The organism is Amycolatopsis sp. lyj-108 (assembly GCF_046549005.1).
GTDB lineage: Bacteria > Actinomycetota > Actinomycetes > Mycobacteriales > Pseudonocardiaceae > Amycolatopsis.
Map to the genome: position 1 here is coordinate 71325 of NZ_JAJPWQ010000002.1, position 26911 is coordinate 98235.

At 68.5% G+C, this 26911-nt stretch carries 24 protein-coding genes and 7 tRNA genes; 17 read left to right on the forward strand and 14 right to left on the reverse strand.

Annotated elements, in window-relative coordinates:
• Positions 1-166 precede the first annotated feature (166 nt).
• Positions 167-3124, reverse strand: a complete 2958-nt coding sequence (locus ACLJO0_RS06655; protein WP_410578181.1) for a helix-turn-helix transcriptional regulator — start codon at positions 3122-3124, stop codon at positions 167-169.
• A 472-nt stretch (positions 3125-3596) separates the two neighbouring features.
• On the opposite strand from ACLJO0_RS06655, the gene ACLJO0_RS06660 reads away from it, so the two are divergent.
• Positions 3597-4700: a S1 family peptidase gene (locus ACLJO0_RS06660; RefSeq protein ID WP_410577045.1), complete on the forward strand. Its 1104-nt coding sequence runs from the start codon at positions 3597-3599 to the stop codon at positions 4698-4700.
• Between the two features lie 88 nt (positions 4701-4788).
• On the opposite strand, the gene ACLJO0_RS06665 is transcribed toward ACLJO0_RS06660, so the two are convergent.
• Both ACLJO0_RS06665 and ACLJO0_RS06670 read right to left on the reverse strand, forming a co-directional pair.
• Entirely contained in the window at positions 4789-5193 is a 405-nt protein-coding gene (locus tag ACLJO0_RS06665) for an SsgA family sporulation/cell division regulator (protein ID WP_125790446.1), read from the reverse strand.
• 211 nt (positions 5194-5404) lie between these two features.
• Positions 5405-5878: an Lrp/AsnC family transcriptional regulator gene (locus tag ACLJO0_RS06670; protein WP_125780663.1), complete on the reverse strand. Its 474-nt coding sequence runs from the start codon at positions 5876-5878 to the stop codon at positions 5405-5407.
• 310 nt (positions 5879-6188) lie between these two features.
• Here ACLJO0_RS06670 and ACLJO0_RS06675 point away from each other — a divergent pair, with 310 nt between their 5' ends.
• On the forward strand, positions 6189-7226 hold the full coding sequence (locus tag ACLJO0_RS06675) for a beta-ketoacyl-ACP synthase III (protein ID WP_199748658.1): 1038 nt from the start codon (positions 6189-6191) through the stop codon (positions 7224-7226).
• Here the strand turns inward: ACLJO0_RS06675 and ACLJO0_RS06680 are convergent.
• On the reverse strand, positions 7213-8697 hold the full coding sequence (locus ACLJO0_RS06680; protein ID WP_410578182.1) for an adenylate/guanylate cyclase domain-containing protein: 1485 nt from the start codon (positions 8695-8697) through the stop codon (positions 7213-7215). The genes ACLJO0_RS06675 and ACLJO0_RS06680 overlap by 14 nt on opposite strands.
• An 84-nt stretch (positions 8698-8781) precedes the next feature.
• Between ACLJO0_RS06680 and ACLJO0_RS06685 the strand changes: the two genes are divergently transcribed.
• Positions 8782-9282 carry an FBP domain-containing protein gene (locus ACLJO0_RS06685; protein WP_410577046.1) on the forward strand — a complete coding sequence of 167 codons (501 nt, stop codon included), beginning with the start codon at positions 8782-8784 and terminating at the stop codon, positions 9280-9282.
• Between the two features lie 447 nt (positions 9283-9729).
• Here ACLJO0_RS06685 and ACLJO0_RS06690 read toward each other — a convergent pair whose 3' ends face one another.
• Together ACLJO0_RS06690 and ACLJO0_RS06695 are read right to left on the reverse strand one after the other, a co-directional pair.
• The gene (locus tag ACLJO0_RS06690; protein WP_410577047.1) at positions 9730-10545 is read right to left on the reverse strand and encodes a class I SAM-dependent methyltransferase; all 816 of its coding nucleotides are present in this window, start codon (positions 10543-10545) and stop codon (positions 9730-9732) included.
• Positions 10546-10622: 77 nt separating this feature from the next.
• The gene (locus ACLJO0_RS06695; RefSeq protein WP_125780671.1) at positions 10623-11315 is read right to left on the reverse strand and encodes a FadR/GntR family transcriptional regulator; all 693 of its coding nucleotides are present in this window, start codon (positions 11313-11315) and stop codon (positions 10623-10625) included.
• Between the two features lie 74 nt (positions 11316-11389).
• Between ACLJO0_RS06695 and ACLJO0_RS06700 the strand changes: the two genes are divergently transcribed.
• From ACLJO0_RS06700 to ACLJO0_RS06710, 3 genes are all read left to right on the forward strand, one after another.
• On the forward strand, positions 11390-12016 hold the full coding sequence (locus ACLJO0_RS06700; protein ID WP_410578183.1) for a GNAT family N-acetyltransferase: 627 nt from the start codon (positions 11390-11392) through the stop codon (positions 12014-12016).
• A 1-nt stretch (position 12017) separates the two neighbouring features.
• Positions 12018-12242 (forward strand): VOC family protein, encoded by a 225-nt coding sequence (locus ACLJO0_RS06705; protein ID WP_410577048.1) that lies wholly within the window; start codon positions 12018-12020, stop codon positions 12240-12242.
• An 81-nt stretch (positions 12243-12323) separates the two neighbouring features.
• Positions 12324-13085 carry a sulfite exporter TauE/SafE family protein gene (locus ACLJO0_RS06710; RefSeq protein WP_125790442.1) on the forward strand — a complete coding sequence of 254 codons (762 nt, stop codon included), beginning with the start codon at positions 12324-12326 and terminating at the stop codon, positions 13083-13085.
• A 169-nt stretch (positions 13086-13254) separates the two neighbouring features.
• Here ACLJO0_RS06710 and hisC read toward each other — a convergent pair whose 3' ends face one another.
• Positions 13255-14310: a histidinol-phosphate transaminase gene (hisC, locus tag ACLJO0_RS06715; protein WP_410577049.1), complete on the reverse strand. Its 1056-nt coding sequence runs from the start codon at positions 14308-14310 to the stop codon at positions 13255-13257.
• A gap of 97 nt (positions 14311-14407) precedes the next feature.
• Here hisC and ACLJO0_RS06720 point away from each other — a divergent pair, with 97 nt between their 5' ends.
• The 8 genes from ACLJO0_RS06720 (at position 14408) to ACLJO0_RS06755 (ending at position 21412) form a co-directional block, all read left to right on the forward strand.
• Positions 14408-15040: a dienelactone hydrolase family protein gene (locus ACLJO0_RS06720; RefSeq protein WP_410577050.1), complete on the forward strand. Its 633-nt coding sequence runs from the start codon at positions 14408-14410 to the stop codon at positions 15038-15040.
• A gap of 48 nt (positions 15041-15088) precedes the next feature.
• Positions 15089-15568: a hypothetical protein gene (locus tag ACLJO0_RS06725; protein WP_410577051.1), complete on the forward strand. Its 480-nt coding sequence runs from the start codon at positions 15089-15091 to the stop codon at positions 15566-15568.
• Positions 15568-16704, forward strand: a complete 1137-nt coding sequence (locus tag ACLJO0_RS06730; RefSeq protein ID WP_410577052.1) for a PPE domain-containing protein — start codon at positions 15568-15570, stop codon at positions 16702-16704. Before ACLJO0_RS06725 ends, ACLJO0_RS06730 begins: the two co-directional genes overlap by 1 nt.
• Positions 16704-17465 (forward strand): ESX secretion-associated protein EspG, encoded by a 762-nt coding sequence (locus ACLJO0_RS06735; protein ID WP_410577053.1) that lies wholly within the window; start codon positions 16704-16706, stop codon positions 17463-17465. Before ACLJO0_RS06730 ends, ACLJO0_RS06735 begins: the two co-directional genes overlap by 1 nt.
• Before the next feature lie 19 nt (positions 17466-17484).
• Positions 17485-19461 (forward strand): acetoacetate--CoA ligase, encoded by a 1977-nt coding sequence (locus ACLJO0_RS06740; protein WP_410577054.1) that lies wholly within the window; start codon positions 17485-17487, stop codon positions 19459-19461.
• A gap of 30 nt (positions 19462-19491) precedes the next feature.
• The gene (locus tag ACLJO0_RS06745; RefSeq protein ID WP_410578185.1) at positions 19492-21141 is read left to right on the forward strand and encodes a phosphatidylglycerol lysyltransferase domain-containing protein; all 1650 of its coding nucleotides are present in this window, start codon (positions 19492-19494) and stop codon (positions 21139-21141) included.
• A gap of 65 nt (positions 21142-21206) precedes the next feature.
• Positions 21207-21296 (forward strand) — tRNA-Ser (locus ACLJO0_RS06750).
• 42 nt (positions 21297-21338) lie between these two features.
• Positions 21339-21412 (forward strand) — tRNA-Arg (locus ACLJO0_RS06755).
• Between the two features lie 73 nt (positions 21413-21485).
• Here the strand turns inward: ACLJO0_RS06755 and ACLJO0_RS06760 are convergent.
• The 5 genes from ACLJO0_RS06760 to ACLJO0_RS06780 form a co-directional block, all read right to left on the reverse strand.
• Positions 21486-21557: transfer RNA gene (locus ACLJO0_RS06760), tRNA-Cys, on the reverse strand.
• Between the two features lie 15 nt (positions 21558-21572).
• Positions 21573-21644: transfer RNA gene (locus ACLJO0_RS06765), tRNA-Arg, on the reverse strand.
• A 4-nt stretch (positions 21645-21648) separates the two neighbouring features.
• Positions 21649-21737 (reverse strand) — tRNA-Ser (locus ACLJO0_RS06770).
• Between the two features lie 13 nt (positions 21738-21750).
• Positions 21751-21827, reverse strand: a tRNA-Pro gene (locus tag ACLJO0_RS06775).
• A 35-nt stretch (positions 21828-21862) separates the two neighbouring features.
• Positions 21863-21936: transfer RNA gene (locus tag ACLJO0_RS06780), tRNA-Arg, on the reverse strand.
• 582 nt (positions 21937-22518) lie between these two features.
• Here ACLJO0_RS06780 and ACLJO0_RS06785 point away from each other — a divergent pair.
• The gene (locus ACLJO0_RS06785) at positions 22519-23697 is read left to right on the forward strand and encodes a YDG/SRA domain-containing protein (RefSeq protein ID WP_410577055.1); all 1179 of its coding nucleotides are present in this window, start codon (positions 22519-22521) and stop codon (positions 23695-23697) included.
• Positions 23698-23699: 2 nt separating this feature from the next.
• Here ACLJO0_RS06785 and ACLJO0_RS06790 read toward each other — a convergent pair whose 3' ends face one another.
• Positions 23700-24290 (reverse strand): TetR/AcrR family transcriptional regulator, encoded by a 591-nt coding sequence (locus tag ACLJO0_RS06790; RefSeq protein ID WP_410577056.1) that lies wholly within the window; start codon positions 24288-24290, stop codon positions 23700-23702.
• 46 nt (positions 24291-24336) lie between these two features.
• Between ACLJO0_RS06790 and ACLJO0_RS06795 the strand changes: the two genes are divergently transcribed.
• Both ACLJO0_RS06795 and ACLJO0_RS06800 read left to right on the forward strand, forming a co-directional pair.
• Positions 24337-25005: an SDR family oxidoreductase gene (locus ACLJO0_RS06795; RefSeq protein ID WP_410577057.1), complete on the forward strand. Its 669-nt coding sequence runs from the start codon at positions 24337-24339 to the stop codon at positions 25003-25005.
• A 4-nt stretch (positions 25006-25009) separates the two neighbouring features.
• A complete protein-coding gene (locus ACLJO0_RS06800; protein ID WP_410577058.1) occupies positions 25010-25903 on the forward strand; it encodes an SWIM zinc finger domain-containing protein in 894 nt (297 codons plus the stop codon).
• On the opposite strand, the gene ACLJO0_RS06805 is transcribed toward ACLJO0_RS06800, so the two are convergent.
• Positions 25900-26892 carry a tetratricopeptide repeat protein gene (locus ACLJO0_RS06805; RefSeq protein ID WP_410577059.1) on the reverse strand — a complete coding sequence of 331 codons (993 nt, stop codon included), beginning with the start codon at positions 26890-26892 and terminating at the stop codon, positions 25900-25902. The two genes, ACLJO0_RS06800 and ACLJO0_RS06805, sit on opposite strands and share 4 nt — an antisense overlap.
• Between the last annotated feature and the right edge of the window lie 19 nt (positions 26893-26911).

Sequence of the window (26911 nt, forward strand, 5' to 3'; positions counted from 1 at the left end):
ATAGGGGGCTCGGTGACCGGTCGGGTTCAGCGGGTTCCGGCAACGTAGCCCATCCGCCGGCGAAGTGGGTGGCGGTAGTGGGCGTGGGGCTCGTCACAGTGCTTGACGCCTTCTCGACTGTCCACAAGGGACATCGCCGTGACCCGGCCGCCCCCTCCGGCCGAGGTCAGCGGTCGGCGGTCGCGGGTGCGTAAGTCGTCATCCGGCGGGCCACATCCGTCCGGGAACGGGCGCCGAGTTTCCGCAGCACCTTGGCGACGTGCTGTTCCACGGTACGCGGCGAAAGGAACAAACCGTCCGCTATTTCCCGGTTCGTGCGCCCGTCGGAAAGCATGCGCGCGACCTCGAGTTCGCGGGGCGACAGTTCCTGGCCGTAGCCACGCCGTCCGCGCTGCGAGGGCGCCCACGCGCCGTGTTCCCGCAGCTGGTGGCGGCAGCGACCGGCGTCCCTGGTCGCGCCGAGCCGCTCGTAGGCCTCCGCGGCCGCGGTGAGTTCCTCGATCGCCTTGCGGTCGCCCGCGGTCGGTTGACCGGCGGTGAGCCGGCCCGCGGTGAGGCGGCCCGCGTTGAGACGGCACAGCGCCGCCCGCTCCCGGGCGCAGATGGCCTGGTACGGCATCGGCAGCGACTCGTAGCCCGCCGCCGCTTCGTCGAAAACCGTTGCCGCGGCGGGATGTTTGCCGCGCGCGTCGAGCAGGATCGCCTGGCCCGCGAGCAGCGCGACCCGGGAGACAGGGGAGTCCTTGCCGTCGATGCCGCGGGCGAATTCCTCGACCACGGCGTCCGCCTCGGACCAGCGTCCGGCCCGCGTGTAGGCCTCGGCCGCGGCGGGCACCAGCGCCGCCGCCCACACCCAGACCCCCTTGCGCCGGGCCGCGGTGACGGCGTTGTCGGCCGCCGCGCAGGCGCCGTCGACGTCGTCCGTCGCGAGGAGCACGCGGATGAGGACCCCTGCCGCCGAAAGGACGACGGGGATCGGCCCGTGTTCCGGGGCGTGCACACTCGCCGCGGTCAGATGTCGTTGCGCGGCGGCGAATTCCCCGCGGACGGCGGCCAGCCCGCCGAGGACCAGCGAGCACTCCATGACGATCGGGCCGAGGTCGGGATAGGTGTCGCGGAGCTGTTCGGTGGTCTCCGCGAGCCCGGACCAGTCGCCGCGCACCCAGTCGAGCCGGACCCGGGTGCCCTGCGCGAGCCCGGCGGCGTAGAGCGCGCCGGCGTCGGTCGCCCGCCGGATCCCTTCCGTGACCAGCTTTTCCGCCCTGGCCAGATGCCCGGCCCAGGACTGCGCGTCGGCGAGGTTGCACCACAGCCGCGCCAGCTGGACCCGTTCGGCGACACCGCTGCCCTGGTCCGGCAGTTCGGTGAACTCGGTCCAGGCCGACCCGTCACCGATATGCGCCTGGGTGGAGACCCGGTCGCCGAGGAGCGCGAGCCGCAGTTCCGGGTCTTCGATCCGGTCGAAGACCTCGCGGGCGCGGTTCATCCAGACCTCGTGCCAGGACAACGGGGTCAGCCCGTCGATCGGCTGGGCGAGCAGGTTGATGCCGCGGGCGGCCAGTTCCGGCTCGTCGACCAGTTCGGTGATCGCCTTCTCCACCTCGACCCGGCCCCGGCCGAGCCGTCCGATCGTGCGGACGAGCAGCATCCCGAGGCTGAGCCGGATCGTCCCGCGCACGCTGGGCCGCAGGTCGGTGAGGTCTTCGAGGATCCGTTCCAGTGTCTCGATGACGTCCGGGCGGAAGCCGCGCAGCGCGACCTGGCTGAGTTTCGTGGCCAGCCGGGCGATGTCGTCCTCGCCGAGGCTCGCCTCGGCCAGTACGGACTGGAGCAGGTCGATCGCGCGTGACGTGTCGCCGTGGGCGATGGCCTCGTCGGCGGCGGCTTCGGCGTAGTGGCGCCATTGTTCGGTCCGCCCCGCCGCGCGCGAGTGGTTCGCCAGCAGGGTCAGCGGCGGAACCGGCTGACCGGCGAGCACCTGGATCGCGCGTGAATGCAGCAGCGTTCGCTCCGGACCGCTTATCGTGTCGTAGACGGCCTTGCGGGCCAACGGATGCCGGAAGCCGTAGCGGTCACCACCGAGTTCGCCGAGCACGCCGCCGTCCAAAGTGGACAAGAGTGCCGAGCGGAGCGCGTCGCCGTCGAGGCAGGCGAGTTCGCCGATCACCGCCGGTTCGGACGGGACGGCGAGCACCGCCGCCGCGCAGGCCAGCCGGACAGCGGGTTCGGGGAGCGCGTCGAGCCGTTCGGTGATGGCTTCGCGCAAAGAAATCGGGACTTCGAGGCTTTCCAGCAACCGGTCCGAGAGCACCTCGCCGATCGGCAGCCGTCCGGCGGCGTCCCGCAGCGCCCGCAGGGTCTCCTCGACCACGAATGGGATCCCGGCGGTGCTTTCGTGGAGTTTCGCGGTGAACGGCGCCGAAACCCGGGGCAGGTCCAGCAGTTCTTCCGCCAGTTTCCCGACCGCCTCGACGTCGAGCGGGCCCAGCGTCACGCGGGCGGTCTGGACGTTCGCCCTCGTACGGAATGGGATGCCCGCGCTTCCGTGCGCTGACGGCGAGCCGGTCCGGTACGCCGCGACGACGGCCAGTTCGGCGGGCATGGCCGCGGTGAGGAACCGCATGAGGTCACGGGTGTCCTCATCGGCCCACTGGAGGTCGTCGATCAGGACGAGCGCGGGCCCGCAGGCGATCAGGAGCTCCCGGACCGCGCGGAACTGGCGATGCCGTTCGGCGCACGGGTCGGCGAGTGGTTCCGGCCGGGGAGGAAGGCTTTCCGCGAGTTCGGGCAGCAAGGGTCTCAGCACCCCGGCGACCGGGCTGAGCGGGCCGAGCGGCCGGTCACCCACCGACCGCAGCGCCTCGAGCAGCGGTCCGAACGGGAACGGTTCGCGCATCGGCTGGCAGGCGCCCGAAAGCACCCGGCCAGACGCGAACTCGCGGCGTCCGGCCAGCTCTTCGAGCAGCCTGCTGCGGCCCATCCCGGGTTCGCCTTCGATCAGCACGGCGGCGGGACGGCGCAGCAAGATCTTCACTATCGCCGAGACCTCGACGTCCCGGCCCACGAGTGCCGTCGATCCGGCGCGGACCGAAACCGAGGTCGGGCGAGGGGTGGCAAGCCACATCATGCGCTCCTCGGTGGGGAGTTCCCGCTGAGCCCGACACGATCTTGTGCGTTGTCCTGCGGAGCCTAAGCACTGCCTACCTGGTCGTAAACCACCCAACACGGACACCAAGGGCACCCTGTGAGGCCGTTCGCGGACACACCGTCACCGGTTGGCTGACGGATCGTCGGTTGGAAAATCACCAGGCACCCGAAACATCGGCGAGAAACCCGATTCGGCGAGTCATCCCACGTTCCGGGGGTGGCGACGACTACGCAAGGTATTCGCTCGAAACCCTACTTACGGACGTGTCCGTCCGGGTGCCCGCTCTAGGTGGCCGCCCGTGGAGCAGGGGATACGGGTTCCGAAGAATGGGTATACCTATCCCGTGCCGACCCGGATTGCGGCCTTCGTCGGAGTCCAGAACTCTCACCCATCGGGGGAGGGCTATCGCATGGCGAACCGGAGCCGTGCGTGATGACGAGGGAGAAGCATGAAGATCAGAAAGCTCCTCGGTGTGGCCGCCACGGCAGCACTGGCCACCGGCGCGCTCGTCACGGGTACCCCCGCGGCAGCGTCCTCAGCATCTTCGGACACTCTGCTCAACGCCGAGATGGTTCCCGCCCTGCAACGGGACCTCGGCCTGACCGCCGGACAGGCACTCGCCAGGATCCAGAGCGAGACCGCCGCCGGCACGCTCGAACAGTCGCTCGCCTCGGCGCTCGCCGGCAGTTTCGGCGGTGCCAGCTACAACGAGGCCACCGGCAAGCTCCGCGTCGGCGTCACGGACGCGGCGAAGCTGGGCCAGGTCCTCGCCAGTGGCGCGGAAGCGGAACTCGTGCGCTTCTCGGCCGCCCAGCTGGATTCCACTGTGGACAAACTGAACGCGGGTGAGCGCGCGGCGGACGGCGCGATCACCGGCTGGGGCGTCGACACCAAGACCAACCGCGTGACGGTGAACGTCCTGCCGGGCAAGAGCGGCGTCGTCGACTCGTATCTGGAGAAGACCAAGGTGGACAAGACCGCCGTCGCGGTGGTCGAGACCGCGGCGGTGCCGACCCTGAAGTACGACGTCCGCGGCGGTGACGCCTACTACATCAACAACTCTTCGCGCTGTTCGATCGGCTTCTCGGTCAACGGCGGCTTCCTCACCGCCGGACACTGCGGCCCGGGCACGGTGACCGGCTCCAACCGGGTCGCGATGGGCTCGTTCGCCCGCGTCAGCTTCCCGACCAACGACTACGGCCACGTCCGGGTCAACAGCAACTGGGTGCCGCGCGGCATCATCAACAACGGCACCCGCGTGAGCGGCTCGACCGTGGCGGCCACCGGCGCCTCGACCTGCAAGTCGGGTTCGACCACCGGCTGGACGTGCGGCACCATCGGCGCCAAGAACCAGACCGTCCGCTACGCCGAGGGCACGGTCTACGGCATGACCGCCACCAACGTGCGCTCGCAGGCAGGCGACTCCGGCGGCTCGTTCATCTCCGGCAACCAGGCCCAGGGCATGCTGTCCGGCGGTAACAGCTCGGTGACGTACTTCTTCCCGGTCCGGCCGGCGTTGTCCGCGACCGGGACCTCCCTGGTCCTCGGCTGACCTCTGGGGGACCGTGACAGGACGAAGGGCGGACCGAGTGCCTCCAGCGCACTCGGGCCGCCCTTCGTCTTCGTGCCGCGGGAAAGTTCTAGACGTTGCTGATCTCCTCGATCAGCGCTTCGACGTCGAAGTGCTCGCTCTCGGAGCCGAGCGGGACCAGCTCGTAAGTGGACTCGAGGAACGTCTCGACGTCCTCACGTTCCAGCTCGAACGACGCATAGCCGTCCGGTGACTCGATTTCGAGCGTCAGCAGCGCCTCGTCCTCGGAGAGGTCGGGGCGGACGCGGACGTCACCGAGCCCGGAGGGGTCGGTCAGGCCGGTGACGAGCAGTTCCCGCGCGAAGGTCCACTCGACCCACCGGCCGCGCTCGGTCCGGAACGACACGGTGACCGCGAACGGCTCGCCGGCGTGGAAGGACAGGCGGGAGAGAACGGGCGTGCTGCTGTTGTTCAGCAGAACGAACTGGCTCTGGTGAATTGCGTCGGTGTGCACGGCCACTCCTCGGTGCTCGTGGTTCGCGCGGCGCGAACTTTTCGTCTCGGGGAGGAGATGGCCGGACGGACGCCGGATGACGCCACTGCGACGACGTTCACGCTATCGGCTGCATCTGTCCATAGTGGTGTAACGCCGGGCACAGACCCCTTGCGTTCGGCCGGATACCCGTGGTGACGAGGTCGTGGAGTCCTAATTGGACGAGGGGAGCTCACGGCTCCAGCGGCAAGGACAGTCCCGTTTTGACCCGGTCCATCGCCACCGACGTCGTGAAGTGCCGGACGTTCGGGTTGTCGAAGAACATCCGCCGCGTGAACGCCTCGAAATCCGCCATGTCCCGGCAGGTCACCACGAGCACGAAGTCCGCGTTGCCGGTGACGTAGTAACACTGCTGGACGTTGTCGTCCGAGAGCACCTGCCGCCGGAACCCGTCGAGCACCGCGAGGCTCTCCCGTTCCATCTCGACCATCACCACGAACGTCATCGACAGCCCGAGCGCCCGCGGCGACAGCACCGCTACCTCGCGTTCGATCACCCCGGCCTCGCGCAGCCGTTTGATCCGCCGCTGCACGGCGGCCGCCGACAGGCCCACCTTCGCGCCGATGGTCTCGGCGATCGTGCGGGCGTCGGACTGCAAGCAGGCGAGGATGGCGACGTCCAGGCTGTCGAGGTCGGGTGTGTGCACCAGGTCAGGCTAACCGGAGGGCTCTTCCGGGCGCCTGATCTCCAGCCGTGGCGGCGCGCGGTGTGGATCACGCCCCCGGAGGGTGCGTCCGAGGGATCGGAAGGGTTCGGCGACCACGGCCCGTGGCGTTCGCGGCGCCGGATTCGCCCGGTCGGGTGCCGAGGCGCTCGTGTGTCCGGTCACCCTTCCTGCCTGCTCGGTTGCAGTCGAGCCAGGTCGGGCACGGCGCGGCGGGAAAAGCTGAGAATTCTTTGAAATGTGACCCGGAACACAACTGACGGGTCTACTGAATGGTAGCACTTACAAGTGAATGGCAGACCTCTCATTTCCCCCGCGGAAGGATTCCTTGGTGCCCTCATCTCAGGCGGCCGTTCTCGCCGGTCTCGGCTCTTGGCTGCCTCCGCGCGTGGTGGGCAACGAGGAGATCGCCCAGCGACTGGACACCTCCGATGAGTGGATCCGCTCGCGGACCGGCATCGCCGAACGCCGGGTCGTCGACCCCGGAACGTCCACTGTGGACCTCGCGGTCGAGGCGGGGCGCCGGGCGCTGGCCTCTGCCGGCGAGGGCGGCGCGGACGCGGTCGTGCTCGCGACGTCCACGGCCGATCAGCTGTGCCCGGCCAGCGCGCCGCAGGTCGCGACCAAGCTCGGGCTGAACGGCGTCGCCGCCTTCGACGTCAACGCCGTGTGCAGCGGGTTCATCTACGGGCTCGCCACCGGCGCAGGGCTGATCGCCGCCGGGATCGCGCGGCGCGTGCTGGTGATCGGCGCCGACGTCTTCACCTCGCTCGTCGACCCCGAAGATCGCGGCACGGTGCCGATCTTCGGCGACGGCGCGGGCGCCGTCCTGCTTCGCGCGGGTGACGCGGACGAGCTCGGCGCCCTCGGCCCGTTCGACCTGCACAGCGAAGGCGAGCTCGCGGAGCTGCTCTGGGTCGAAGCGGGTGGCGCGAAGAACCGCCGCTCGGACGACCCGGCCGACCACTATCTGGTGATGCGGGGTCAGACCGTCTTCCGGCACGCCTGTGCCCGGATGGCCGAATCGGCGCGCGCCGTGCTGGCGTCCGCGGGCTGGGCGGTCGGCGACATCGACCGGTTCATCGGGCACCAGGCGAACATCCGCATCCTGCAGACCTGCGCGAAGCAGCTCGGGCTCGCGGAGGACGTGATGTACTCGAACATCGAGAAGGTGGGCAACACGAGCGCGGCGTCGATCCCGATCGCGCTGGCCGACGCCGCCAAGGAAGGCGCGCTCCAGCCGGGGCACCGCGTCGTGATGGGGGCCTTCGGCGCCGGGCTCACCTGGGGTTCGACGCTGCTGCGCTGGCCGGACGTCATTCCGGGCTGAGCGCGCTCGCTTCCCACGCGTGCGTCGGTTCCTGGCGCCCGCGCAGTTCGAGTTCCGCGTACGGCTCCCAGTGCGAGCGCTCGCTTTCCAGCGCGGCCTTGAGCACCGCCTCGCTCGCCAGGATCCGGCCGTCGGCGGATTTCGCGTACTCGGTCAGGCGCGCGGCCTCGTTCACCGCGTCGCCGATGACGGTGTATTCGAACCGGCTGCTGGTCCCGAGCTGACCGGCGAAGACCCGCCCGCTCGCGACGCCGATGCCGAGGTCCAGCTCGCCGGTCGCCTGGACGGCGTCCCGGATCACCCGCGCGGCCGAAAGCGCCGCCGTCGGCGCGTCCGCGAGCCGTGTCGGGGCGCCGAAGACGCAGAGCGCGGCGTCACCCTGGAACTTGTTGACCAGCCCGCCCCGTGCGCCGACCGCGTTCACCACGCTGGTGAAGAACCGGTTGAGCGTCTTGACCAGGTCTTCCGGCGGCGTTCGGCTCGCCAAGGCCGTCGAATCGACGACGTCGACGAACAAGGCCGTCACCTCGCGTACGTCACCCGAGAGGGAGGCGCCGTATTCGAGCGCGTGCCGCGCGACCTCGTCCCCGACATGCCTGCCGAACAGATCCCGCATCCGCTCCTGCTCGCGGAGCCCGGCGGCCAGGTCGTTGACCGAGGACTGCAGCAGGCCGATCTCGCTGGAGTCGTCGACGTCGACCACGATCTCCTTGTTGCCGCGCGCGATCTCGTCGAGCGCCACCCTCAGCCGGTGCAACGGCGTCGCGACGGCCTTCGCGAGCAGCACCGTCCCGATCGCGCCGACGCCGAGCCCGATCGCCGAAAGCATGATCAGGCTCGCGACGTGATCACCCTGGCCGAGGTCCGGCGGGGCGGCCACCAGCAACACACCGAGGAACGGCACGCCGCTCGCCAGCGCCCAGGTGACGACCACCCTGGTCCGCACGGTGACCCGTAGCGTCCCCTTCGGCGGGGTCACCTTGAGCGCGATCGTCATCACCGGACGGGCGACCCACTCCGCGGCGAGATAGGTGAGGCCGACCGTGGTCAGCCCGCCGAGCCCGATGACCAGCGCCATCCCGAGCGCGTCCAGCCAGGACCCGAGCACCCGCGCGAGCGCGCCGAGCACGATCGTGCCGATCAGCCAGAGCGTCCCGCTCACGATCCCCATGTCGACCGGGAGCCGCAGCGCCCGCTCGGCCTCGGCCCTCGTCGGCGGGCGGCCGAAGACGAACCAGACCGCCGTGCGCCGCTGGAGCCACGCCGTCCACGCGGTGCCGACCACCAGCGACAGCGCCACGATGCCGGCCGCGGTGACCCCGAGGATCCAGCCGCGGTCGCCGACCTCGCTCGGCAGGCCCTGCAACAGCAGTAGTAACGCCACGACACCGGCACCGCACACACTGGACCCGACGCCGAGCGCGGCGAACCCCAGACTGGTCCTGAGCACCAGCCGGAACCGGCTCGACATCGTCTTCCCGCGCACTCGGTGATCGTATGACCTCCGGCGGAAAACGGTTCGCCAGTTCTGGCGTGCGCTGGTTACCGTGCCGGTATGGAACCGCTGGGCCAGGACGCGATCAGGGCGTCCTTCGTGAACTGCACGCGTGGCGAGGCCAAGGGGGTCACGCTGCCCGCCCGGCCCGAGGAAATCCCTTGGGAGAACAGGGAATTCCTCGGCTGGCGTGATCCGAAGGCCGTCTCCCGGGCGTATCTCGTGCTGCCGTACGGCGGGGAAACCGTCGGACTGTCCCTTCGCGCCGCGCCCCGGCCGAAGGGCCGTGTCCTGCTGAGCAACATGTGCGGCCTGTGCACGACGACACATCCGCTGTCCGACATCGCGCTGTTCTCCGGCCGCCGCGCCGGGAAGCTCGGGCGCGAAGGGAACACGCTCGGCATCTACGCGTGCGCGAATCTCGCGTGCAGCCAGTACATCCGGGGCGAGTTGAAGTCGGACGTGCCGCAGCCGTTCGAGTCCCTGACGCTGGAGGAGCGGGTGTCCCGGCTGGAGGACAAGCTGCACCGGTTCGTCGAGCGGGTACTCGAGTCACGCTGACCGACGTCGTGGGTGGCGATTCGGGTTAGAACCCAGGGTGTCTTAGGTACCTACGTGGGTTCCGGCTGCGGTTGATCCCCAGGCCCGGTCCGGTGACCGCCACGTTCGCCCCATAAGCACCAGCAGTCACAACGGTTGCGCGTGATGGCCCTACCTGAGTACTTGAAGGTCTCGGGATCGCGGGTCGGTGAGGGACTCCTTGCCTACTCTGAGGGTAGGGAAGGGGTCCCTCACTACATGCAGGGCTGAGCTCAGCCCTGCATGAAGCGACCTTCACGCCTTCCTCAGTACATGAAGGACCCCATCCTTGCGCCCAGGTACAGGAAGGGGTCCTTCATGTACTCCAAACCAGGCACCACGCAAGAAGCGCCATAGGGCACGCAGTAGGTACCTAAGAGCGAGCTCGCCAGAACCCGAATCGCCACTCACGACCCCCGGTACCGTCCCTCAGAACCGGAACCGCAGAATCCGCCCCATCTTCTTGAACGCCGGGAACAGTCCCGCGATCCACAACTGCGCCCGCATCGACCCCGAAATCCGGTCTTTCACCTCGGGCGTCGCGTAATCCGTCGAGTCGAGTCCCGAAACCAGCGTCAGACCGAGCCGCTCCAGTTCCGAGATCTCGTCGATGCCCCAGTACAGCGTCGCCTTGGCCTTGCGGACCACGGGATTCAGTTTCTGCAGTTTGATCCCGAGCCTGCTGAAAGTGTCGAAGACCATTTCGCCGCCCTGGGGGAAATGCGCGATCAGCCGCCGCAGCAATTCCTCGCCTTCGGACGGCCGCAGGTACATCGTCAGCCCCTCCGCGATCACCAGACCGGGTTTGTCCGACGGGATCTCGTCGATCCAGGCGAAGTCCGTCACGGACGAGCCGATGGTCCGGTACCCGTCTCGCTCGGGGTAGATCCGGGCGCGCAGGTCGACGACCTCGGGATAGTCGACGTCGAACCAGCGCACCGAGGGCGGCGGGTCGACGCGGTACACGCGGCTGTCCATGCCGCAGCCGAGTTGGACGACGGTCGCGTCCGGATGTTTCCGGAGGAACTCAGAGGCCCAGTCGTCCATCGGCTTGGCCCGCATCGCGACGGTCAAACCCATGTCGGCGGTGACGCCCAGCGAGCCGAAGTCGTAGTCGATCTGCTTGACGGCCTCGTCGGCGGCCTTGTCGCCGAGGATCGGCCGGTCGCTGCGGGCGTCGAGCGCCCGGCCGTACAGCGTGGCCAGCATCGTCGCCTTCTCTTCGGTGAACCGGACCTTCTCCACCGCACACCCCCGTCAGAAGTTTCACAATCTTCTGAAAACTCTACTCGTGCGGATCCGCGAGCGCCATCAAGGAAACGTCAATCCCTGGCCGTGTAGTCGTGGACGTAGGTCTTGGCGTCGAGCAGATGCCGCAGGGTGATCTCCCGCGCGGCCGCCGCGTCCGACCGGCGGATCGCTTCGAGGATCGCGCGATGCTCGTCGACGGCCTTCCGGATCTGCCCCGGCAGCCGGAGCGCCGCGCGCCGCTCCTCACCGACCAGCGAGAGCACCGAACGCAGCAGGTCGGTGACGTCGTCGTTGCCGGCGTTGCCCGCGATCACCCGGTGGAATTCGGCGTCGGCCGCGATCACGCGCAGCATGTCGCCGTCGGCCGCGGCCTGGTCCATCTCGTCGACGGTGCTTTCCAGCCGGGCGAGCACCCGCGGCGTGTGGTCGAGCGCGAGCCGCTCGGCCAGCGTCGGTTCGACGGTGGTGCGCAGGTCGAACAGCTTCTCGACCAGTTGCTCGTGCTCGGAGAACCAGCCGCGCAGCGGTTGTTCGTCGATCTTCTCGCGGACATACGTGCCCGAACCCGGCCGCACCTGCACATAGCCGATGGAATCCAGCACCCGCAACGCCTGCCGCAGCGAACCACGGCTGATCCCGAGCTGTTCGCAGAGCGTCCGTTCGGCGGGCAGCCTCGACCCGGCGGGGAGCCTGCCCGAATCGATCATCGTGCGCAGATGATCGACGGTCGCACTCCACACCTGTTCGCGCTCGTCGTCGGCCACGGCGTCATCCTCGCAGGTTCGCCCGCTCGCCCGGGACTGTCGGTGGCCGATGCCATCATCGAACGATGACTGGGGTGGCAGGGCTGATCAAGGCATGGGTGCACGGCTGGGCGCTCTCCCGCGGCGTCGGGATCCCGGTGGCCGAACCGGACGGCTACCGGCTCGACGTCGGGCGTCCCGGGCATCGCGTGAGATATGTGCTGGCGGACGCCGGGTCGGCCGGGCGACGGGCCCGTTCGCTGACCGAGCCGGGCACGTGGCTCAAGGTGAGCGGCTCGCGGGACGAGGTGGCGAAGACGGTGCCGCCGGAGTGGGAGGTCGGCCCGCCGGAGTACCTGATGAGTGCCCCGCTCGCGCTGCGGCCGGTCATGGCCGCGCCCGAGCCGTACCGGGCGGAACTGGTCGGCGACGGCGTGGTCACCGACGTGGTGGTGCGCGCGCCCGACGGCTCCCGCGCCGCGACCGGCCGGGTCGCGATCGCCGGTGGCACGGCGGTGATCGACCAGGTCGTGACGGAGCCCGAGCATCAGCGGCGAGGGCTGGGCAGATTCGTCATGCGCCGGCTCGACGAGGTGGCGGTCGCGGCCGGGGCGGAGCGTGCCGTCCTGGTCGCGACGGAAGAAGGACGGGCGCTGTACCTCGCGCTCGGCTGGACGGTCGCCGCTGAGATCACCGCGGCTCATCTGCCGGAGGAGAACTGAAATGGCGGCGGTGTTCAAGGACATCTGTCTCGACGCGAACGACCACCAGGCCCTCGCCGACTGGTGGTGCGCCGCGAGGATCCGGTCGGACACGGCCCGCTCGACGCCCGAGCTGGTCGCCGCCGGGGCGAAACTCGTCCGCGCCAGGGACGGCGAAGTCGAGTGGGACGTCCTCGAGGACCCGGAAGGCAACGAGTTCTGCGTCTTCACCCCGAACGAGACATAACGGGCTCGTTGAATGTTCGACTAGACACATCCACAGCGCGAAAGGAGGTGACGGTGCTTAGGGTGCGGACGTGAGTGCTTTATGACGTGGTGGCACGCGGTCGTGATCTTCGTCGCGGGGCTCTGGGCGGGCACCATCAACACGGTCGTCGGTTCGGGCACGCTGGTGACCTTCCCGGTTCTGGTCGCGCTCGGCTACTCGCCGCTGACGGCGACGACGTCCAACGCGATCGGCCTCGCCCCCGGCACGGTCAGCGGGGCGATCGGCTACCGCGAGGAGCTCAAGGGCTACTGGCCCCAGGTCGCCAAGCTCGCCGTGGCGTCGTTCTTCGGCGCGATCTGCGGGACGATCCTGTTGCTCTCGTTGCCGAAGGACGCTTTCGAGACCGTCGTACCCGCGCTGGTCGGGCTCGCGGTGGTGCTGGTGATCGTCCAGCCGCGCGTGGGCGCCTGGGTGGCGAAGCGTCGCGAGGAGAACGGGACGGTCCACAAGATCGGGCCGCTCCTGCTGTTCCTGATCTTCCTGATCGGCATCTACGGCGGATACTTCACGGCCGCGCAGGGCGTGATGATGATGGCCGTGATGGGGATGCTGATGTCGGAGTCGCTGCAACGGCTCAACGGCGTCAAGAACGCGCTCTCCGCGGTCGTGAACATCGTCGCCGGCGCGATCTACGCCTTCATCGCGCCGGTCAGCTGGCCCGTGGTCGCGCTGCTCGCGGTCGGGTCCACGATTGGCGGCCAGATCGGCGCGAAGATCGGCCGCAAGCTTTCGCCGAAGGTGCTGCGCGGCGTGATCGTCGTGATCGGCCTCGCCGCGATGGTGCAGCTGCTCCTCAAGTAGGAGCCCGCTTGTCCGGGCCTCCGGCGTGTTCGCCCTTCAGACACGCGAGTTCCGTCTCCAATCACGCGAGTTCCGCCTTCAGACACGCGCGTTCCGCCATCAGACGTCGCGAAAGCCACTTTCGCGACGCCTGGCGTCCCGAAAGTGGCTTTCGCGACAAGTCACCTTGTCAGCGCGGGAAATCCCCGGCCGCTTCGAGGAAGAGGTCGTTCTCCTCGGGCGTCCCGATGGTCACTCGCGCGCCTTCGCCCGCGAACGGACGCACGATCAGCTTGCGCTCGAGTGCGTGTTCCGCGAACTCGGTCGTCCGCTCGCCCAGCGGAAGCCAGACGAAGTTCGCCTGCGTCTCCGGGACCTCGTAACCCTTGGCCACCAAGGCATCCCGGACGCGGGTGCGTTCCGAGACGATCTCCTTGCAGCGTTCCAGCAGTTCGTCGGCCGCGTCGAGGGAGGCGATGGCCGCCGCCTGGGCGATCATGTTGACCGAGAACGCGACGTAGACCTGCTTCAGCGCGACCGTGATCGCTTCCGGCGCCACCGCGTAACCCACGCGAAGGCCAGCTAGGCCGTACGCCTTCGAGAATGTCCGAAGCACCGCGACGTTGTCCCTGCCACGCGCCAGTTCGACGCCGTCCGGCACCTCGGCGTCGGTCACGAACTCCTTGTACGCCTCGTCGAGCACGACGAGCACGCCCGACGGCACGGCGTCGAGGAAGCGCTCCAGTTCCGCGCGCCGCACGACGGTCCCGGTCGGGTTGTTGGGGTTGCACACGAAGACCAGCCGCGTCTTGGGTGTGATCGCCGCGAGCATCCGGTCCAGATCCAGGCCGTGCCCGGCCGTCAGCGGCACCTTCACGCTGACGGCGTTCGCCACCTGCGTGACGATCGGGTACGCCTCGAACGAACGCCACGGGAAGACGACCTCGTCGCCCGGTCCGCACAGGGCCTGGATCATCTGCTGGCAAAGGGAAACCGAACCGCAGCCGACGGCGATCCGCTCGACCGGCTCGTCCAGTTCGCGGGCCAGCCGCTCGACGAGCCCGGAAGCCGTGATGTCCGGATACCGGTTGATGCCCTGTGCCGTCTCGGCTATGGCCTGCGCCACACTCGGCAGCGGCCCGCCGGGCACCTCATTGCTCGCCAGCTTGATCGCGCCCTGGATTGTCCGGCCAGGGACGTACTTCGGCAACGATTCGAGATCCGCACGCGGCGAAACAGGGGACATCTTCGGCGCTCCTACGTCTGGGGGACGGCTCCGACACCGTATCCTCCCGCGCGAAGGCAAGCTCCGAATATTTACCTAAGAGTGGTCTGATGGAGAAATGACCCTCACGACCACCGTGGAACACCAGCACGCCGACGGCCACACGCTGCGCCTGACCTTCGCCGAACCGGACGGTGTCGTCCGCGGCGGGCTCGTGGTGCTGCATGAGGAGGCCGAAGAGGTCGAAGAGGGTCTGGGCCTGCTGCTGGCCGGGCTCGCCGGCGAAGGCTGGCTCACCGTCACCCCGCATCTCGACCGGGACGACCTCACGCAGCAGGATCTGCTCGAAGCCACCGACGCGACGCTCTCGTGGCTCGGCGAGCGCGGTATCCAGGCGGATCTCGTCGGTGTCGTCGGTTTCGACCTCGGCGGGACCGCCGCGCTGGTCGTGGCGTCGAACCGCAGGCTGGGCGCGGCGGTGAGCGTCGGCGGGCAGGGCGTCACCGGGCTGCCGGTGCTCGTCGAGATCGCGGGACGGCTCACCAGCCCCTGGCTCGGCATGTACGGCGACGCGGGTGACGAGGCCGGAGGCGCCGAGGTCGAACAGCTGCGTGACGCGGCGGCCAGTGCGAGCGTCGCGACCAACGTCGTCCACTACCCGGGCGCCAACCATCGCTTCGACGCCGACCCGGACGCGGCGGCGGAGGCCTGGCAGCGCACGTTGAATTGGTTCGACGCCCACCTGCGCTGACGCCATTCGCGCTAGCATCTCCCCTGAGATGTGACAGGGGAGGGTCGAATGGCACAGTCACCCAAGGTACCTGCGACGCCACAAGCCGCGTTCGGAGCTTCGGCTCCGGCGTTGGCTCCGGTGGCGGGTCAGATCCGGGATTCCAAGACCGATGCCAAGAAGGGGACCGTCAAGGTCTCCGAGGACGCCGCCAAGAAGCTCGTCGACGCGCTGCTGAAGGCACGCCATGAGCTCAACGCGCTGATCAAGGACTCGACGGAGTTCAACGCGCCGTTGAAGCTGGGCGACAACTTCGTCGGTCACACCATGAGCGAACGCTTCCAGGGCGCCGCGAACAAGGGGACCGAAGCGGCCGTACCCGTTCTCAAGGACTTCGCCGTGGTGCTCAAGGACTTCCAGCTCACCGTGATGGCCGCGCGGAAGATGTACGTTGCCGCGGACGAGGAAGGCCAGGAGCAGCTCGAACGGGTCGCCCGCCGGTTCGACATGGAGGACATCGTCGAGCACGAGCGGAAGGACCAGCACTGATGCGCATCCTTCCCATGCCGTGGCCGCCGCGGGAGCCCGAACCACAGCCCGGCCCCGATCACCTCAACGCCGACATCGACTGGATGAGCTACTCGCATCGAGAGCTCTACGAGATGGTCCACAACGAGCTGGACCTCGCGAGCGCGGAATCCGTCGCGGCGCAGTGGACGAAGATCAGCGCGTTCCTCGACAGGGTCGGGGCTGAACTCAGGGCGGCGCTCGTCGCCACCGCCGACGGCTGGACGGGCGAGGGCGCGGACAGGGCCCGTGACGCCGCGATCAAGCTCGTCGACTGGGCGGGCGACACGGGTTGGCGTGCGGAGAACGTCGCGAACTGCGTGCGCCGCCAGGCGGACATCGCCGACACCGCGCGGCGCACGATGCCCGAGCCGCCCGGACACGCGCCGCGGCCCAAGATGCCGGAGCCGCCGAAACGCCGTCCGATCCCGGTCTCCGATGATTCGACGCAGGCGATGTCGACGTCGGCGCCGCCGGAATCCGGCTTCGCCGCGGCAGGGCGGATCGTCGTCGAACCCACCGACGAGAGTTCGCAGGATCTGCATCGGCAGGCGGCCGACGTGATGACGCGGATGCAGCGGAGCTCCGGCGAGGTCTACGAGAACGTTCCGACCTTCACCTCGTACGGCAAGCAGCCGAATGTCCTCAAGACGCCCGAAGAGCCGGAGCCGAAACCCGAACCGACGCCGGAACCGGTGCCGCCGCCGGACGACTCCACGCGCAGCAGCGGCGCCGGCGACGCCGCCCCGATCCAGGTCCGGGAGCCGGTCGAGGCGCCGCGCGCACCCGGCGCGAGCAGCGGGGCCTACGTGCCGCCGCCGTCGTCCGGTACCTCCGGGGGAACCCACGAGCAGCTCGGGCAGGGCGGCCGATCCGGTGCCGGCGGCTTCGGGCCGTCAGGGCAGCAGCCCGGTCAGCCGGCCGGGACGAGGGCCGCGGCGGCCGGGGGCATGGGCGGCTTCGGCGGGATGCCGATGGGGATGGCGCCCTCGCAAGGACGGCAGGGCGAAGAGGACCACAAGGCGCCGGACTACCTCGTCGAGGATTCCGACATCTGGGGCCTCAGCGGGCACGTGACCCCGCCGGTCATCGGCGAAGACCCGAGGAGCGGTCGCTGATGGACTGGATCCGGTTGCACATCGGCGAACTGTTCCTGCTCTGGTCGGCGCACGGACGCGACGAACTGCCCGCGGTACTGGAGGTCCCGCACGTCGGGAGGACCCCGGAGTTCCGCGCGGAACTGGTGGCCACGGCGAACGGGACGCTCTCGGAACGCGGCCTCGGCACGGTGGAGGCGCCCTCGCCCGAGCTGGTCCGGCTGCTGCACACCGTCGCGAACAGCGAACTGACACTCGACCTGCGGCTCGACGGCGATCCGGCGTACCGGGCCGTCGGTTGCGTGTCCGATCGCGGCGCGGTCGCGATCGGCGTCTCTGGCACCGACGTCGAGCTGTCGGCGCTGCGGGAACCGCTCGTCGCCGCGACCTTGCTGCAGGCGTTGCCGCCGTGCGACCAGGGGCGGGGACTCTCGGTCAACCTGCGCGTCGACGACTACACGGCCGCGTGCGAGGCGGGGGAGCGCGGCGGGCAGCCGGCGTTTTCCGACGTCCTTCGTGACGCCGGGCTGCGTGAACCCGAGGTCATCGTGATGGTGCGGATCGCGACACAGCGGATCGGCAGCGGGCGGCTCGGCGCGACCAGGAAGTCGTGGGAGGGCCGCTGGGTGCGCGGCGAGGGCACGTTGACCTGGGTGGACACCCCCGACGGCCGCTACGGGCTTCGTCGCGACCGGGGCTGGCTGACCATCACCCCGCTCGACGCGGCGCGGCTCAAGACGATGGCGTACGAGCTGTTCACCGGGGCTCGCCAAGCAGGTTAACGAGGGTTAACATCGCGGGGTGACGCACACCGCCGACGCCCCAGAAGTGCTCTGGCGCCCTGAGCCGAGCCGCCTGTCCGACACCAAGATCGACGCGTTCCGCCAGTGGCTGCGCGCCGAACGCGGCGTGGAAGTCGACGACTACAACGCGCTGTGGGAGTTCTCCGTCCAGCGCGGACCGGAGTTCTGGTCCGCCGTCGCCGACTTCCTCGGCCTGCGCTGGCACGACGAGCCCGGTGCGGTGCTCACCGGCGAGATGCCGAACGCGCGATGGTTCGAGGGCGGCACGCTGAACTACGCCGAGCACTCGCTCATGCCCGGTGTCGCGGGCGCCGCGAAGGCCGACGACGAGGTCGCCGTGATCTTCCATCGCGAAGACGGCCTCTCGTCGCAGCTGACCTTCGGTGCCCTGCGGTCCGCCGTCGCCTCCGCGCGGGAAGGGCTGCGGAAGCTGGGAGTGGCCAAAGGGGACAGGGTCGTCGCGCTGGCGCCGAACTGCCCGCAGACGCTGATCGCCTTCCTCGCCACCGCGAGCCTCGGCGCGATCTGGTCGTCGTGCTCGCCGGACTTCGGCGTCCGCGCGATCACCGACCGGTTCGCGCAGATCGAGCCGAAGGTGCTGATCGCCGTCAACGGCTACGTCTACAATGGACGGTGGTTCGACAGCCGGTCGACGGTGAACGCCCTGCGCGACGAAATCTCCACGCTCGAAGCCACGGTGCTCATCGACTACGCGGGCGGCCGCCTCGACGGCACGCTCGACTGGGACACGCTGCTCGCCGACAACGCCGGCGCGGAACTGGCCTTCGAACCCGTCGAATTCGGTCACCCGCTGTGGGTCCTGTACTCCTCGGGGACCACCGGCCTGCCGAAGGGCATCGTCCACGGGCACGGCGGCATCACCCTCGAACACCTCAAAGCCCTTGCCCTGCAAAGCGATCTCGGCCCGGGCGACCGGTTCTTCTGGTTCACCACCACCGGCTGGATGATGTGGAACTTCCTCATCTCCGGCCTGCTGACCGGAACCACGATCGTGCTCTTCGACGGCAGCCCGGGACATCCGGACCTGAACGTGTTGTGGCACTTGGCCGAACAGCACCGCGTCACCTACTTCGGCACGTCGGCGCCGTACATCCAGAGCTGCCTGAAGGCCGGCATCAAACCGGCCGAACGCTACGACCTCACCGCGTTGCGCGCCTTGGGATCCACCGGCGCGCCGCTGAGCGTCGAGGGCTTCCGGTGGATCGTCGACGAGGTCGGCAAACGCGTCCAGATCTGCTCGGTCTCCGGCGGCACGGACCTGTGCGCGGCGTTCGTCGCCTCCGCCCCGGACGTCCCGGTCTGGCTGGGCGAGCTTTCCGTCCGCGCGCTCGGCGCCGCCGTCGCCGCGTTCGACGAGCACGGGAAGCCCGCCGTGGAGACGGTCGGTGAACTGGTGATCACCGAGCCGATGCCGTCGATGCCGGTGTACTTCTGGAACGACCCGGACGGCTCACGGCTGCGCGAGGCTTACTTCGAGATGTACCCCGGGATCTGGCGGCACGGCGACTGGATCCGGATCACCGGCCGCGGCTCCGCGGTCATCTACGGGCGCAGCGATTCGACGCTCAACCGCGGCGGCGTCCGGATGGGCACGGCCGAGTTCTACCGCGTCGTCGAGTCGTTCGACCAGGTCGCGGATTCGCTGGTGATCGACACGTCTGCGGCGGGAAACGAGGACGGGCAGCTGCTGTGCTTCCTCGTGCTGGCCGAGGGCGCGTCGCTCGACGAGGTCGAGCCCGCCCTGCGCAAGGAACTGCGCGGCGCCCTCTCGCCGCGGCACGTGCCCGACCGGTTCGTCCAGGTGAGCGAAGTGCCCCGGACGCTCAACGGCAAGAAATGCGAGGTTCCGGTCAAGAAGATCCTTTCGGGGGTTTCACCTGACCGCGCCGTCAGCCGGGATGCCCTGCTGAACCCCGACGCCCTTGTACCGTTCGTGGAGCTGGCGAGGAGTTAACGGGAGCGGGATTTGGCGGGCGCTTGGCGGGTGGCGGGTGCCACCTCGGTGGCGGTGATCACCTGGGTGACGCGGCTGGCCGGACTGCTGGCCCTGGTCTCGGTGCTGGTCCCGGCCGGACGGCGCACCCTGCGCGGACGCGTCGCCGAATGGCTGGAACTGCCGCACGAGGCCACGGTCGGCGCGGCGACGGTCGCGCTGGTGACCGGGGTGCTGCTGATGCTGCTCGCCACCGGCCTCAACCGGCGCAAGCGCCGAGCCTGGCAACTGGCGGTCGCCGCCGCCGCACTGCTGACCGTGTCGCACCTCGGGCTGCGGCACGCCCTCGGCGCCGGGCTCGTGTCGCTCGCGCTGCTGATCGCCCTGATCGCGACGCGGCGCCACTTCATCGCGCTCCCCGATCCGGTGACCGGCCGATGGCGCGCGATCCGGGTCTTCCTGCAGCTGACGGCGGCCGGCGTCGCGATCAACTTCGTCCTGTTGTCGGTCGCGCCCGTCGCCGCGAGTGCCGTCGACCGCCTGGCACAGTCGATGCTGGCCCTGATCGGCGTGAGCGGTCCAGTGGTGTTCCCCGCGCTGTGGCTGGAGGACCTGTCGGCCGCCGTCGGCCTCCTGTTCGGCATCGGCGCGGTCCTGCTGGCGGCGTACTTCCTGCTCCGCTCGGCCGAACCCGCACCGGAGCTGACCGACGACGAGGTCGAGCGGCTCAGGGCGCTGCTGGGCGAGCGGGACTCGCTGGGCTACTTCGCGCTGCGCCGGGACAAGTTCGTGGTCTTCTCGAAGTCGGGGAAGGCCGCCGTGACCTATCGCGTGATCGCCGGTGTCGCGCTGTGCTCGGCGGACCCACTCGGCGACCCGGAAGCGTGGCCCGGCGCGATCGAGGAGTACCTGGACGTCTGCCGCCGGTACGCCTGGACCCCGGCGGCCATGGGCTGCTCGGAACTGGGCGCGACCGTCTGGGCGCGCTTCGGGCTGGAGGTGCTGGAGATCGGCGACGAGGCCGTCGTGGATACGGAGACCTTCACCCTCGAAGGCCGCGTCATGCGCGGAGTCCGCCAAGCCGTCTCACGCACGAAGCGCGCCGGCTACACGGTCCGCGTCCGCAAGGCCGAAGACCTGCCTCTCGCCGAGTTGAACGAACTCCGCACCCTCGCCGCCACCTGGCGCGGCACAGACACGGAACGCGGCTTTTCGATGGCACTCGGCCGCATGGGCGACCCGGGCTCGGTCCTGGTCACCGCCGAGCACGACGGCCGGGTGCGCGGCCTCCTCCAGTTCGTTCCGTGGGGCGAGAAGGGCCTCTCGCTGGACGTCATGCGCCGCGACCGGACCGCCGACAACGGCGTCAACGAACTGATGATCTCCGAACTTCTCCTCACGACCCCCGCACGGCACGTCTCCCTGAACTTCGCCGCCTTCCGCGCGGTGCTGGAGCAAGGCCAGCGCATCGGCGCCGGCCCCGTCGCCCGCCTGTCCGCCCGGACATTGCGATTCTTCTCACGCTGGATCCAGATCGAGACCCTCTACCGCTTCAACGCGAAGTTCCAGCCCCGCTGGGTCCCGCGCTACCTGGCCTACCCCGCGGCCCGCGAACTCCCCCGAGTCGGCGTCGCCGTCTTCGAAGCCGAAGGCCTCGGCGGCCGCCCATCCGGCCTGCTCAGAGCCCTGCAACGCGTCTAAGGGGGCCCCCTTCCAAGGGGGTCCACGGGGTGTGTAACCTATTTGAGCAGTGGTCGTTGGGCCTGGGAGGCTTCGCCTAGTCTGGTCTATGGCGCCGCACTGCTAATGCGGTTGGGGGTAACCCCCCCTCCCGGGTTCAAATCCCGGAGCCTCCGCTGGTGCCTGTTCCGGCAGGTGCTAGATTGATAACTGAACAAGCGCCCGTAGCTCAGCTGGATAGAGCATCTGACTACGGATCAGAAGGTCAGGGGTTCGAATCCCTTCGGGCGCACGTCTGGTTGAGACAGCACTAAGGCCCTCCCGTTCGCGGGAGGGCCTTTTTGTCTGTCCTGTGTAAACGATTGAGACCCACCCGGGAGTCGAACCCGGAGTCCAACGGCTTTGCAGGCCGCCGCACGACCGTCGTGAAGTGGGCCAGGTTCAGATCATCGTGCCCTCGGCAGGAGTCGAACCTGCGTTCCCGGCTTCGGACGCCGGCGTCGTATCCGTTGGACCACGAGGGCTTCGCGGAGGATGCAGGATTCGAACCTGCGCGACGCTCTCACGCCGACCACCGTTTTCGGGACGGTTGCCTTACCGGACTCGGCCAATCCTCCTTGCTGTGCAGCTTGGTCGGACGCCCGCGAGTCGAACGCGGTGACTCCTGATCCCAAATCAGGCGGGGTCGCCAGTGCCCCTCGCATCCGTCGACCGGCGTATCCCCCTCCGATACGCCGACCAGTACCCCTGCCAGGACTCGAACCTGGGACCTCCGCATTCGTAGTGCGGCGCTCTGTCCACCTGAGCTACAGGGGTGAGGTGGAGACGAGTGCACGCCTCCACCGGCGCTCGTCCTGGCCGCCTCCTTCGGCGACGGGGATGAGCTTTTGGGAAAAGTCTTCTGTTATCAAGGTTCGCGCTGAAATGGGCAGCGTCGCGTGTCGGCGAAGCGAACTATTTCGAGTTTCGCCCTCGCTAATAAGAGAATTGTTTTAAGGCGCACTAAAAAGAGAAGCCGCCCGAATCGGTTTCCCGATGGGCGGCTCCCTGACCTCACGCGCTATGGCGTCACGATGGGGAGCCTTCGCCGGCCAGAACTCGCTGACCAGGGCAGGATGACGGTCGTCGACCATGGATCGACGGACATGCGGCAGTGGACGCGAGAGCCGGATGCCGGCGCTGCGCCTTTCGCTCATGCATGTTCATCATGACTGCTCCTGTGGTCGGTCGAGTGCCTTAACTATGGCGGATAAATCTAGGTAATGCAATCATATTTCCGAGTTCCCCTCCGTGGATGAGGGTTGTGGCCGGGCGCTCTGTGCGCGTACCCACGTGGCGAAGTTGATGTTCGCCCGGTTGAGGGTGTTGCGCTGCCGCAAGTTGGCCTAGCGTCTCACTGTGAGCTTGGAAGAGATCTCTCGAGAAGCAGTGCTCGCGGCGATCGCTGAGCACGAAGACGTTGGTGGCGAACACTTCAGGCGACGGCAGGGTGTACTGCGTGCTTCTCGCTATGTCGTGATGCACGAGGGCCGGGAGTACGACGCGAAAGCGCTTGCGGTGTTCGCGCATCGCTCCGTAGTCGGTGCGGCACTCGATGTGTCTGACTTTGGTCCAGCGGAGGAAAAGCTGGTTGCGCGACTGGGGCGTATCGGGTTTGAGTTCAGGAACGTCGAAACTCACCAGCTGGCTGTCGGCGGTGAAGGGTTCGGTGAGATCCCGGGTAATCCGGAGGGAACTACGTTCGTCAACCGACGAGATGCTTTCGATCGTGGAGTCCACAGGCAGCTCCAGGCCGGTATTTCTGGAACTGGCGAAACTGGCGCGAAGTCTATCGTCGTCTCTGGGGGATACTCGGACGACAAAGACTTTGGTGACGAGATAATTTATACTGGCCACGGCGGGCGAGGTAAATCAGGTAAGCAGGTTAAAGATCAAAGTTTCAGTGCTAGCGGTAATGCTGCGTTAGTGACTAGTAGTGCTACTGGTGAGCCGGTCCGGGTCATCCGCGGCGCGGATGAGAAATCGTCGTATGCACCAGACTCGGGTCTTCGATATGACGGACTTTATCGAGTTGCCGAGGTGTGGCGCCAGCTTGGTGCAGACGGCTTCATGGTTTGCCAGTTCCGCATGATGAAGCTGACGGTCAGAACCGCTGCAGCTGCTGAACCGCAAGCGCAGGCTACGTTGATGCCGATCCCCGCAGGCAATGAGACGCCTGAGCGGGTTGCGGCCAAGGTTCAGCGCTTAGTTAGGTCCACCCAGGTGGTCAACTATGTGAAGCAAGTGCACGACGACGTGTGTCAGACTTGCGGAGTGCGACTTAAGATCGGCGATAGAGCCTATTCTGAAGGTGCTCACATTCGCGGACTTGGACGTCCGCACAATGGGCCTGATGTCTATTCGAACGTCCTTTGTTTATGTCCCAACTGTCATGTGTTGTTTGACTACGGGGCGATGGTTATTGGTAGTGACATGAAGGTGATGGTGCACGGCGACGTGGTGGGTGAACTGCGTCTGCATACTGACCATCGAGTTGCTATGGAGCATCTCGATTACCATCGGGAGCACTACTCCTAAGGTCAGGTTCGGTTCTGGCGATGGGGCTGGCTCCCAAAGACGCTGGTCAGCGCATGCCGGATCAACCCCGCCAGATCCGCTTCCCCGTCCGTCTCCGCCCAGCGCACAAGAGCCACATGCGCCGCCCCCAGGCACGCCATAGCCGTAGCCCGCACCTGAAACACTTCGTCCGGCGAAGGCGAAGAGCCACTAAGAGCAGCCACGATCGCATCCGCTGTCGCGTACTGGCTGTCCAGATGCCGTGCCCGCAGCGCCGGCACCGAGATCATCAGCCGTAGCCGAGCCAGCAGGAACGCCTTCTCCCGCGAGGACCCCAAAGCGGCGGTCGACTCCAGCGCGCGCCCGATCCGAAGAGGCAACGGCCCGGGAGGCTGCCCAAGCACGGCCGAAGCGGTGACGGGGTCGTATTCGTCGTAGAGGACCAGGTCCTCCTTCGTCGGGAAGTGCCGGTACACCGTCATCGCCGAGACGCCGGCGGCCGCGGCGACGTCGGCGACGGTGGTCGCGTCGTAGCCGATCTCCGTGAAGAGGCGGATGGCGTGTGTTTGCACAAGAAGCCGGGTTTCGGCGCGCTGGCGGTCTCGGAGGCTCACGTGGTAGACACTATCAAAGTGTTAGTCACTAACATCTGGGGTGCGTATGAAGACGGCATTGGTGACGGGAGCCTCGCGCGGGATCGGGGCGGCGATCGCGCGAAGGCTCGAGAAGGACGGCATAACCGTCCTGAGGCAAAACAGAAGTCAGGCCGACTTGTCGACGATGGAAGGTGTCGACATGGCCTTGGAGGGCATCGGCAGCCTGGACATCCTGGTCAACAACGCGGCAGCCGCACCGCGAGGGCCGATCGAGACGGACACGCCCGAGGGCTTCGATCACCTGATGGCGGTGAACGTGAAGGCGCCGTACTTCCTCATCCAACGCGCACGGATCAACGACGGCGGCCGCATCATCAACGTCTCGTCGGTCGCCACGAGGATGGCCAACCCGGCGCAGACGTCGTTCGCGATGACCAAGGGCGCGCTCGAGACGATGAGCCGCACCCTCGCCCACCAGCTCGGACCCCGCGGGATCACGGTCAACATCGTCGCGCCCGGCGCCACCAGGACCGCGGACAACGGCGAGATCTTCACGCCGGAGCTCGAGGCCGCCATCAAAACCCTCACGGCGCACCGGAGGCTCGGCACCGCGGAGGACATAGCGGACGTCGTCGCGTTCCTCGCCTCCGACGACGCCCGGTGGGTGACGGGGCAGGTCCTCGACGCGAGCGGCGGGTTGTTCCTCGGGCCGCCGGGCCAAGGCGCAGAATAGGGCGGTGACGTGGTTCAGCGAGGACGAGCTCCGCAGGCAGGCCGGTGACGTCTCCTTCGCGCGCGGGACCAAGTACCTGGAGTCGGTCGAGACGCTGGACGACGTCGCGGGCGGGGTCGCGGCGGTGGTCAGCGGCACCGACCGGTACACGGTCCGGTTGCGCAACGTCGACGGCGAGCTGGTCGGCGAGTGCTCCTGCCCGCACGCGGCGGACGGCTTCTTCTGCAAGCACTGCGTGGCCGTCGGGCTGCTGGTCCTCGAGGGGGTGGCGGACGGCGGCGCGGCCGACATCCGCGGGTACGTCGAAACCCTCGCCCACGCCGAGCTGGTCGAGCTACTCGTCGGGCACGCGAACGAGGACCCGGCCCTGTTCCGCAAGCTTTCGCTCATGGCGGGCCGCGAGGACCTCGGCGCGTTGCGGCGGCATGTCGAGGGAACGTTGCGGTTGCGCGGTTTCGTCGGTTTCCAGGGCACGGTCGCGTACACCGAGAAGGTGCGCGAGGTGCTCGCCACCGCCAGGGAACTCATGGACGGGCCGCTGTTGTGCCGCGTCATCGAGTTGGTGGTGGAGGCGCTGGACTTCGTCGAGGACTCCTTCGGCGCGCTCGGCTCCGAGGTGGCGGGCGCGCTCGCGTTGTACGCGGAGGCTTGCGCGGACTCGCCGCCGGAGCCCAAGGAGCTCGCGGAGTGGTTGCTACGGCTGGATCTCGACGGTTCTGGCCGCGTCGACGTGAACATCGCGGACTTCACCGCGGGCCTCGGTTTCGAGGGGCTCGCGGTGTTCCGAGCAGGCGTCGAGGAGCGGTGGCGGCTCGACGACGGCGAGGACCCGTACCGCAGCCGCAAACTCCAGCGGCTCCGCGAAGGGTTCGCGGCGATGCGGAACTGGCGAGCCTAGAACCGCTGGCGGTTGCGGTACAGCTCCTCCAGATCCCGTTGCCCGGCCTGGTCGCCGGTGTCGGCGGCCGCGCGGAACCAGTGCTCGGCCTCTTGGAAGTTCCCGTGGTCGGCGGCCAGCCTGCCGAGGTTGGTGTACGCGGGAACGCTGCCGAGTTCCGCGGCCTTCCGGTACCAGGCGGTGGCTTCGCCGGGGTCGTTCCGGTCGTTGGCCAGCACACCCAGGTTCGTCATCGCGGCGGCGTCGCCCCGTTTGGCGGCCTTGAGATACCAGTGTTCGGCGGCGTCGAGTTCGCCGCGGCGGTGTAGCACCAGGCCCAGCCGGACGGCGGCTTCGGGGGCGCCGGCGGCCGCGGCCGCGTGGTAGCAGCTTTCGGCGCGCGCGAGATCGTTCCGTTGCTGGGCCTGGTGGCCGAGTTTGCACAGCGCGGAAGCGTCGGCCTCTTCCCCCGCCTTGCGCCACCAGGGTTCCGCTTCGGCCGTCCGGCCGGTGTCGCAGAGCACGGCGCCGAGCGTGATCATCCCTTCGACGTTGCCGGCCTCCGCGGCCTCGCCCGCCCAGTACGCGGCCTCGTCGAGCTCGCCGCGCCGATGCAGCGCCCGCGCCAGTTCCGCCATCGCCTCGACCCGGCCCTCGGTGGCCGCTCGCCGCCACCAGTCCTCGGCGGCGGCAACGTCACCCCGCCGCGCACAGAGATTTCCCAGATGCGACATGGCATGCGAATCACCGGCGGTCGCGGCTTCGCGGTACCAACGTTCGGCCTTCTCCGGTACGCCGCGTTCGGCGAGGAGGTGCGCCAGGTTGCCCATCGCGACCCTGTCCCCGCCCTCGGCGGCCTTCCGGAGCCACACCTCGGCCTCGTCGAGATCGCCGCGCTCCAACGCGGTGGATCCCATACGTGCCATGGCGATCACGTGTCCGCGTTCCGCGGCCTTCCGGTTCAGATAGTCGTCGACCCGGGTGTTCCACTTACGTTTCTCGGCGCCCACAAGCCCGCTCCTTCCGGCA

Coding starts and splice junctions, on each gene's coding strand:
- ACLJO0_RS06655 (WP_410578181.1), bottom strand. CDS start 3,124: ATGTGGCTTGCCACCCCTCGCCCGACCTCGGTTTCGGTCCGCGCCGGA.
- ACLJO0_RS06660 (WP_410577045.1), top strand. CDS start 3,597: ATGAAGATCAGAAAGCTCCTCGGTGTGGCCGCCACGGCAGCACTGGCC.
- ACLJO0_RS06675 (WP_199748658.1), top strand. CDS start 6,189: ATGGCAGACCTCTCATTTCCCCCGCGGAAGGATTCCTTGGTGCCCTCA.
- ACLJO0_RS06680 (WP_410578182.1), bottom strand. CDS start 8,697: ATGTCGAGCCGGTTCCGGCTGGTGCTCAGGACCAGTCTGGGGTTCGCC.
- ACLJO0_RS06685 (WP_410577046.1), top strand. CDS start 8,782: ATGGAACCGCTGGGCCAGGACGCGATCAGGGCGTCCTTCGTGAACTGC.
- ACLJO0_RS06705 (WP_410577048.1), top strand. CDS start 12,018: ATGGCGGCGGTGTTCAAGGACATCTGTCTCGACGCGAACGACCACCAG.
- ACLJO0_RS06710 (WP_125790442.1), top strand. CDS start 12,324: ATGACGTGGTGGCACGCGGTCGTGATCTTCGTCGCGGGGCTCTGGGCG.
- hisC (WP_410577049.1), bottom strand. CDS start 14,310: ATGTCCCCTGTTTCGCCGCGTGCGGATCTCGAATCGTTGCCGAAGTAC.
- ACLJO0_RS06720 (WP_410577050.1), top strand. CDS start 14,408: ATGACCCTCACGACCACCGTGGAACACCAGCACGCCGACGGCCACACG.
- ACLJO0_RS06725 (WP_410577051.1), top strand. CDS start 15,089: ATGGCACAGTCACCCAAGGTACCTGCGACGCCACAAGCCGCGTTCGGA.
- ACLJO0_RS06730 (WP_410577052.1), top strand. CDS start 15,568: ATGCGCATCCTTCCCATGCCGTGGCCGCCGCGGGAGCCCGAACCACAG.
- ACLJO0_RS06735 (WP_410577053.1), top strand. CDS start 16,704: ATGGACTGGATCCGGTTGCACATCGGCGAACTGTTCCTGCTCTGGTCG.
- ACLJO0_RS06795 (WP_410577057.1), top strand. CDS start 24,337: ATGAAGACGGCATTGGTGACGGGAGCCTCGCGCGGGATCGGGGCGGCG.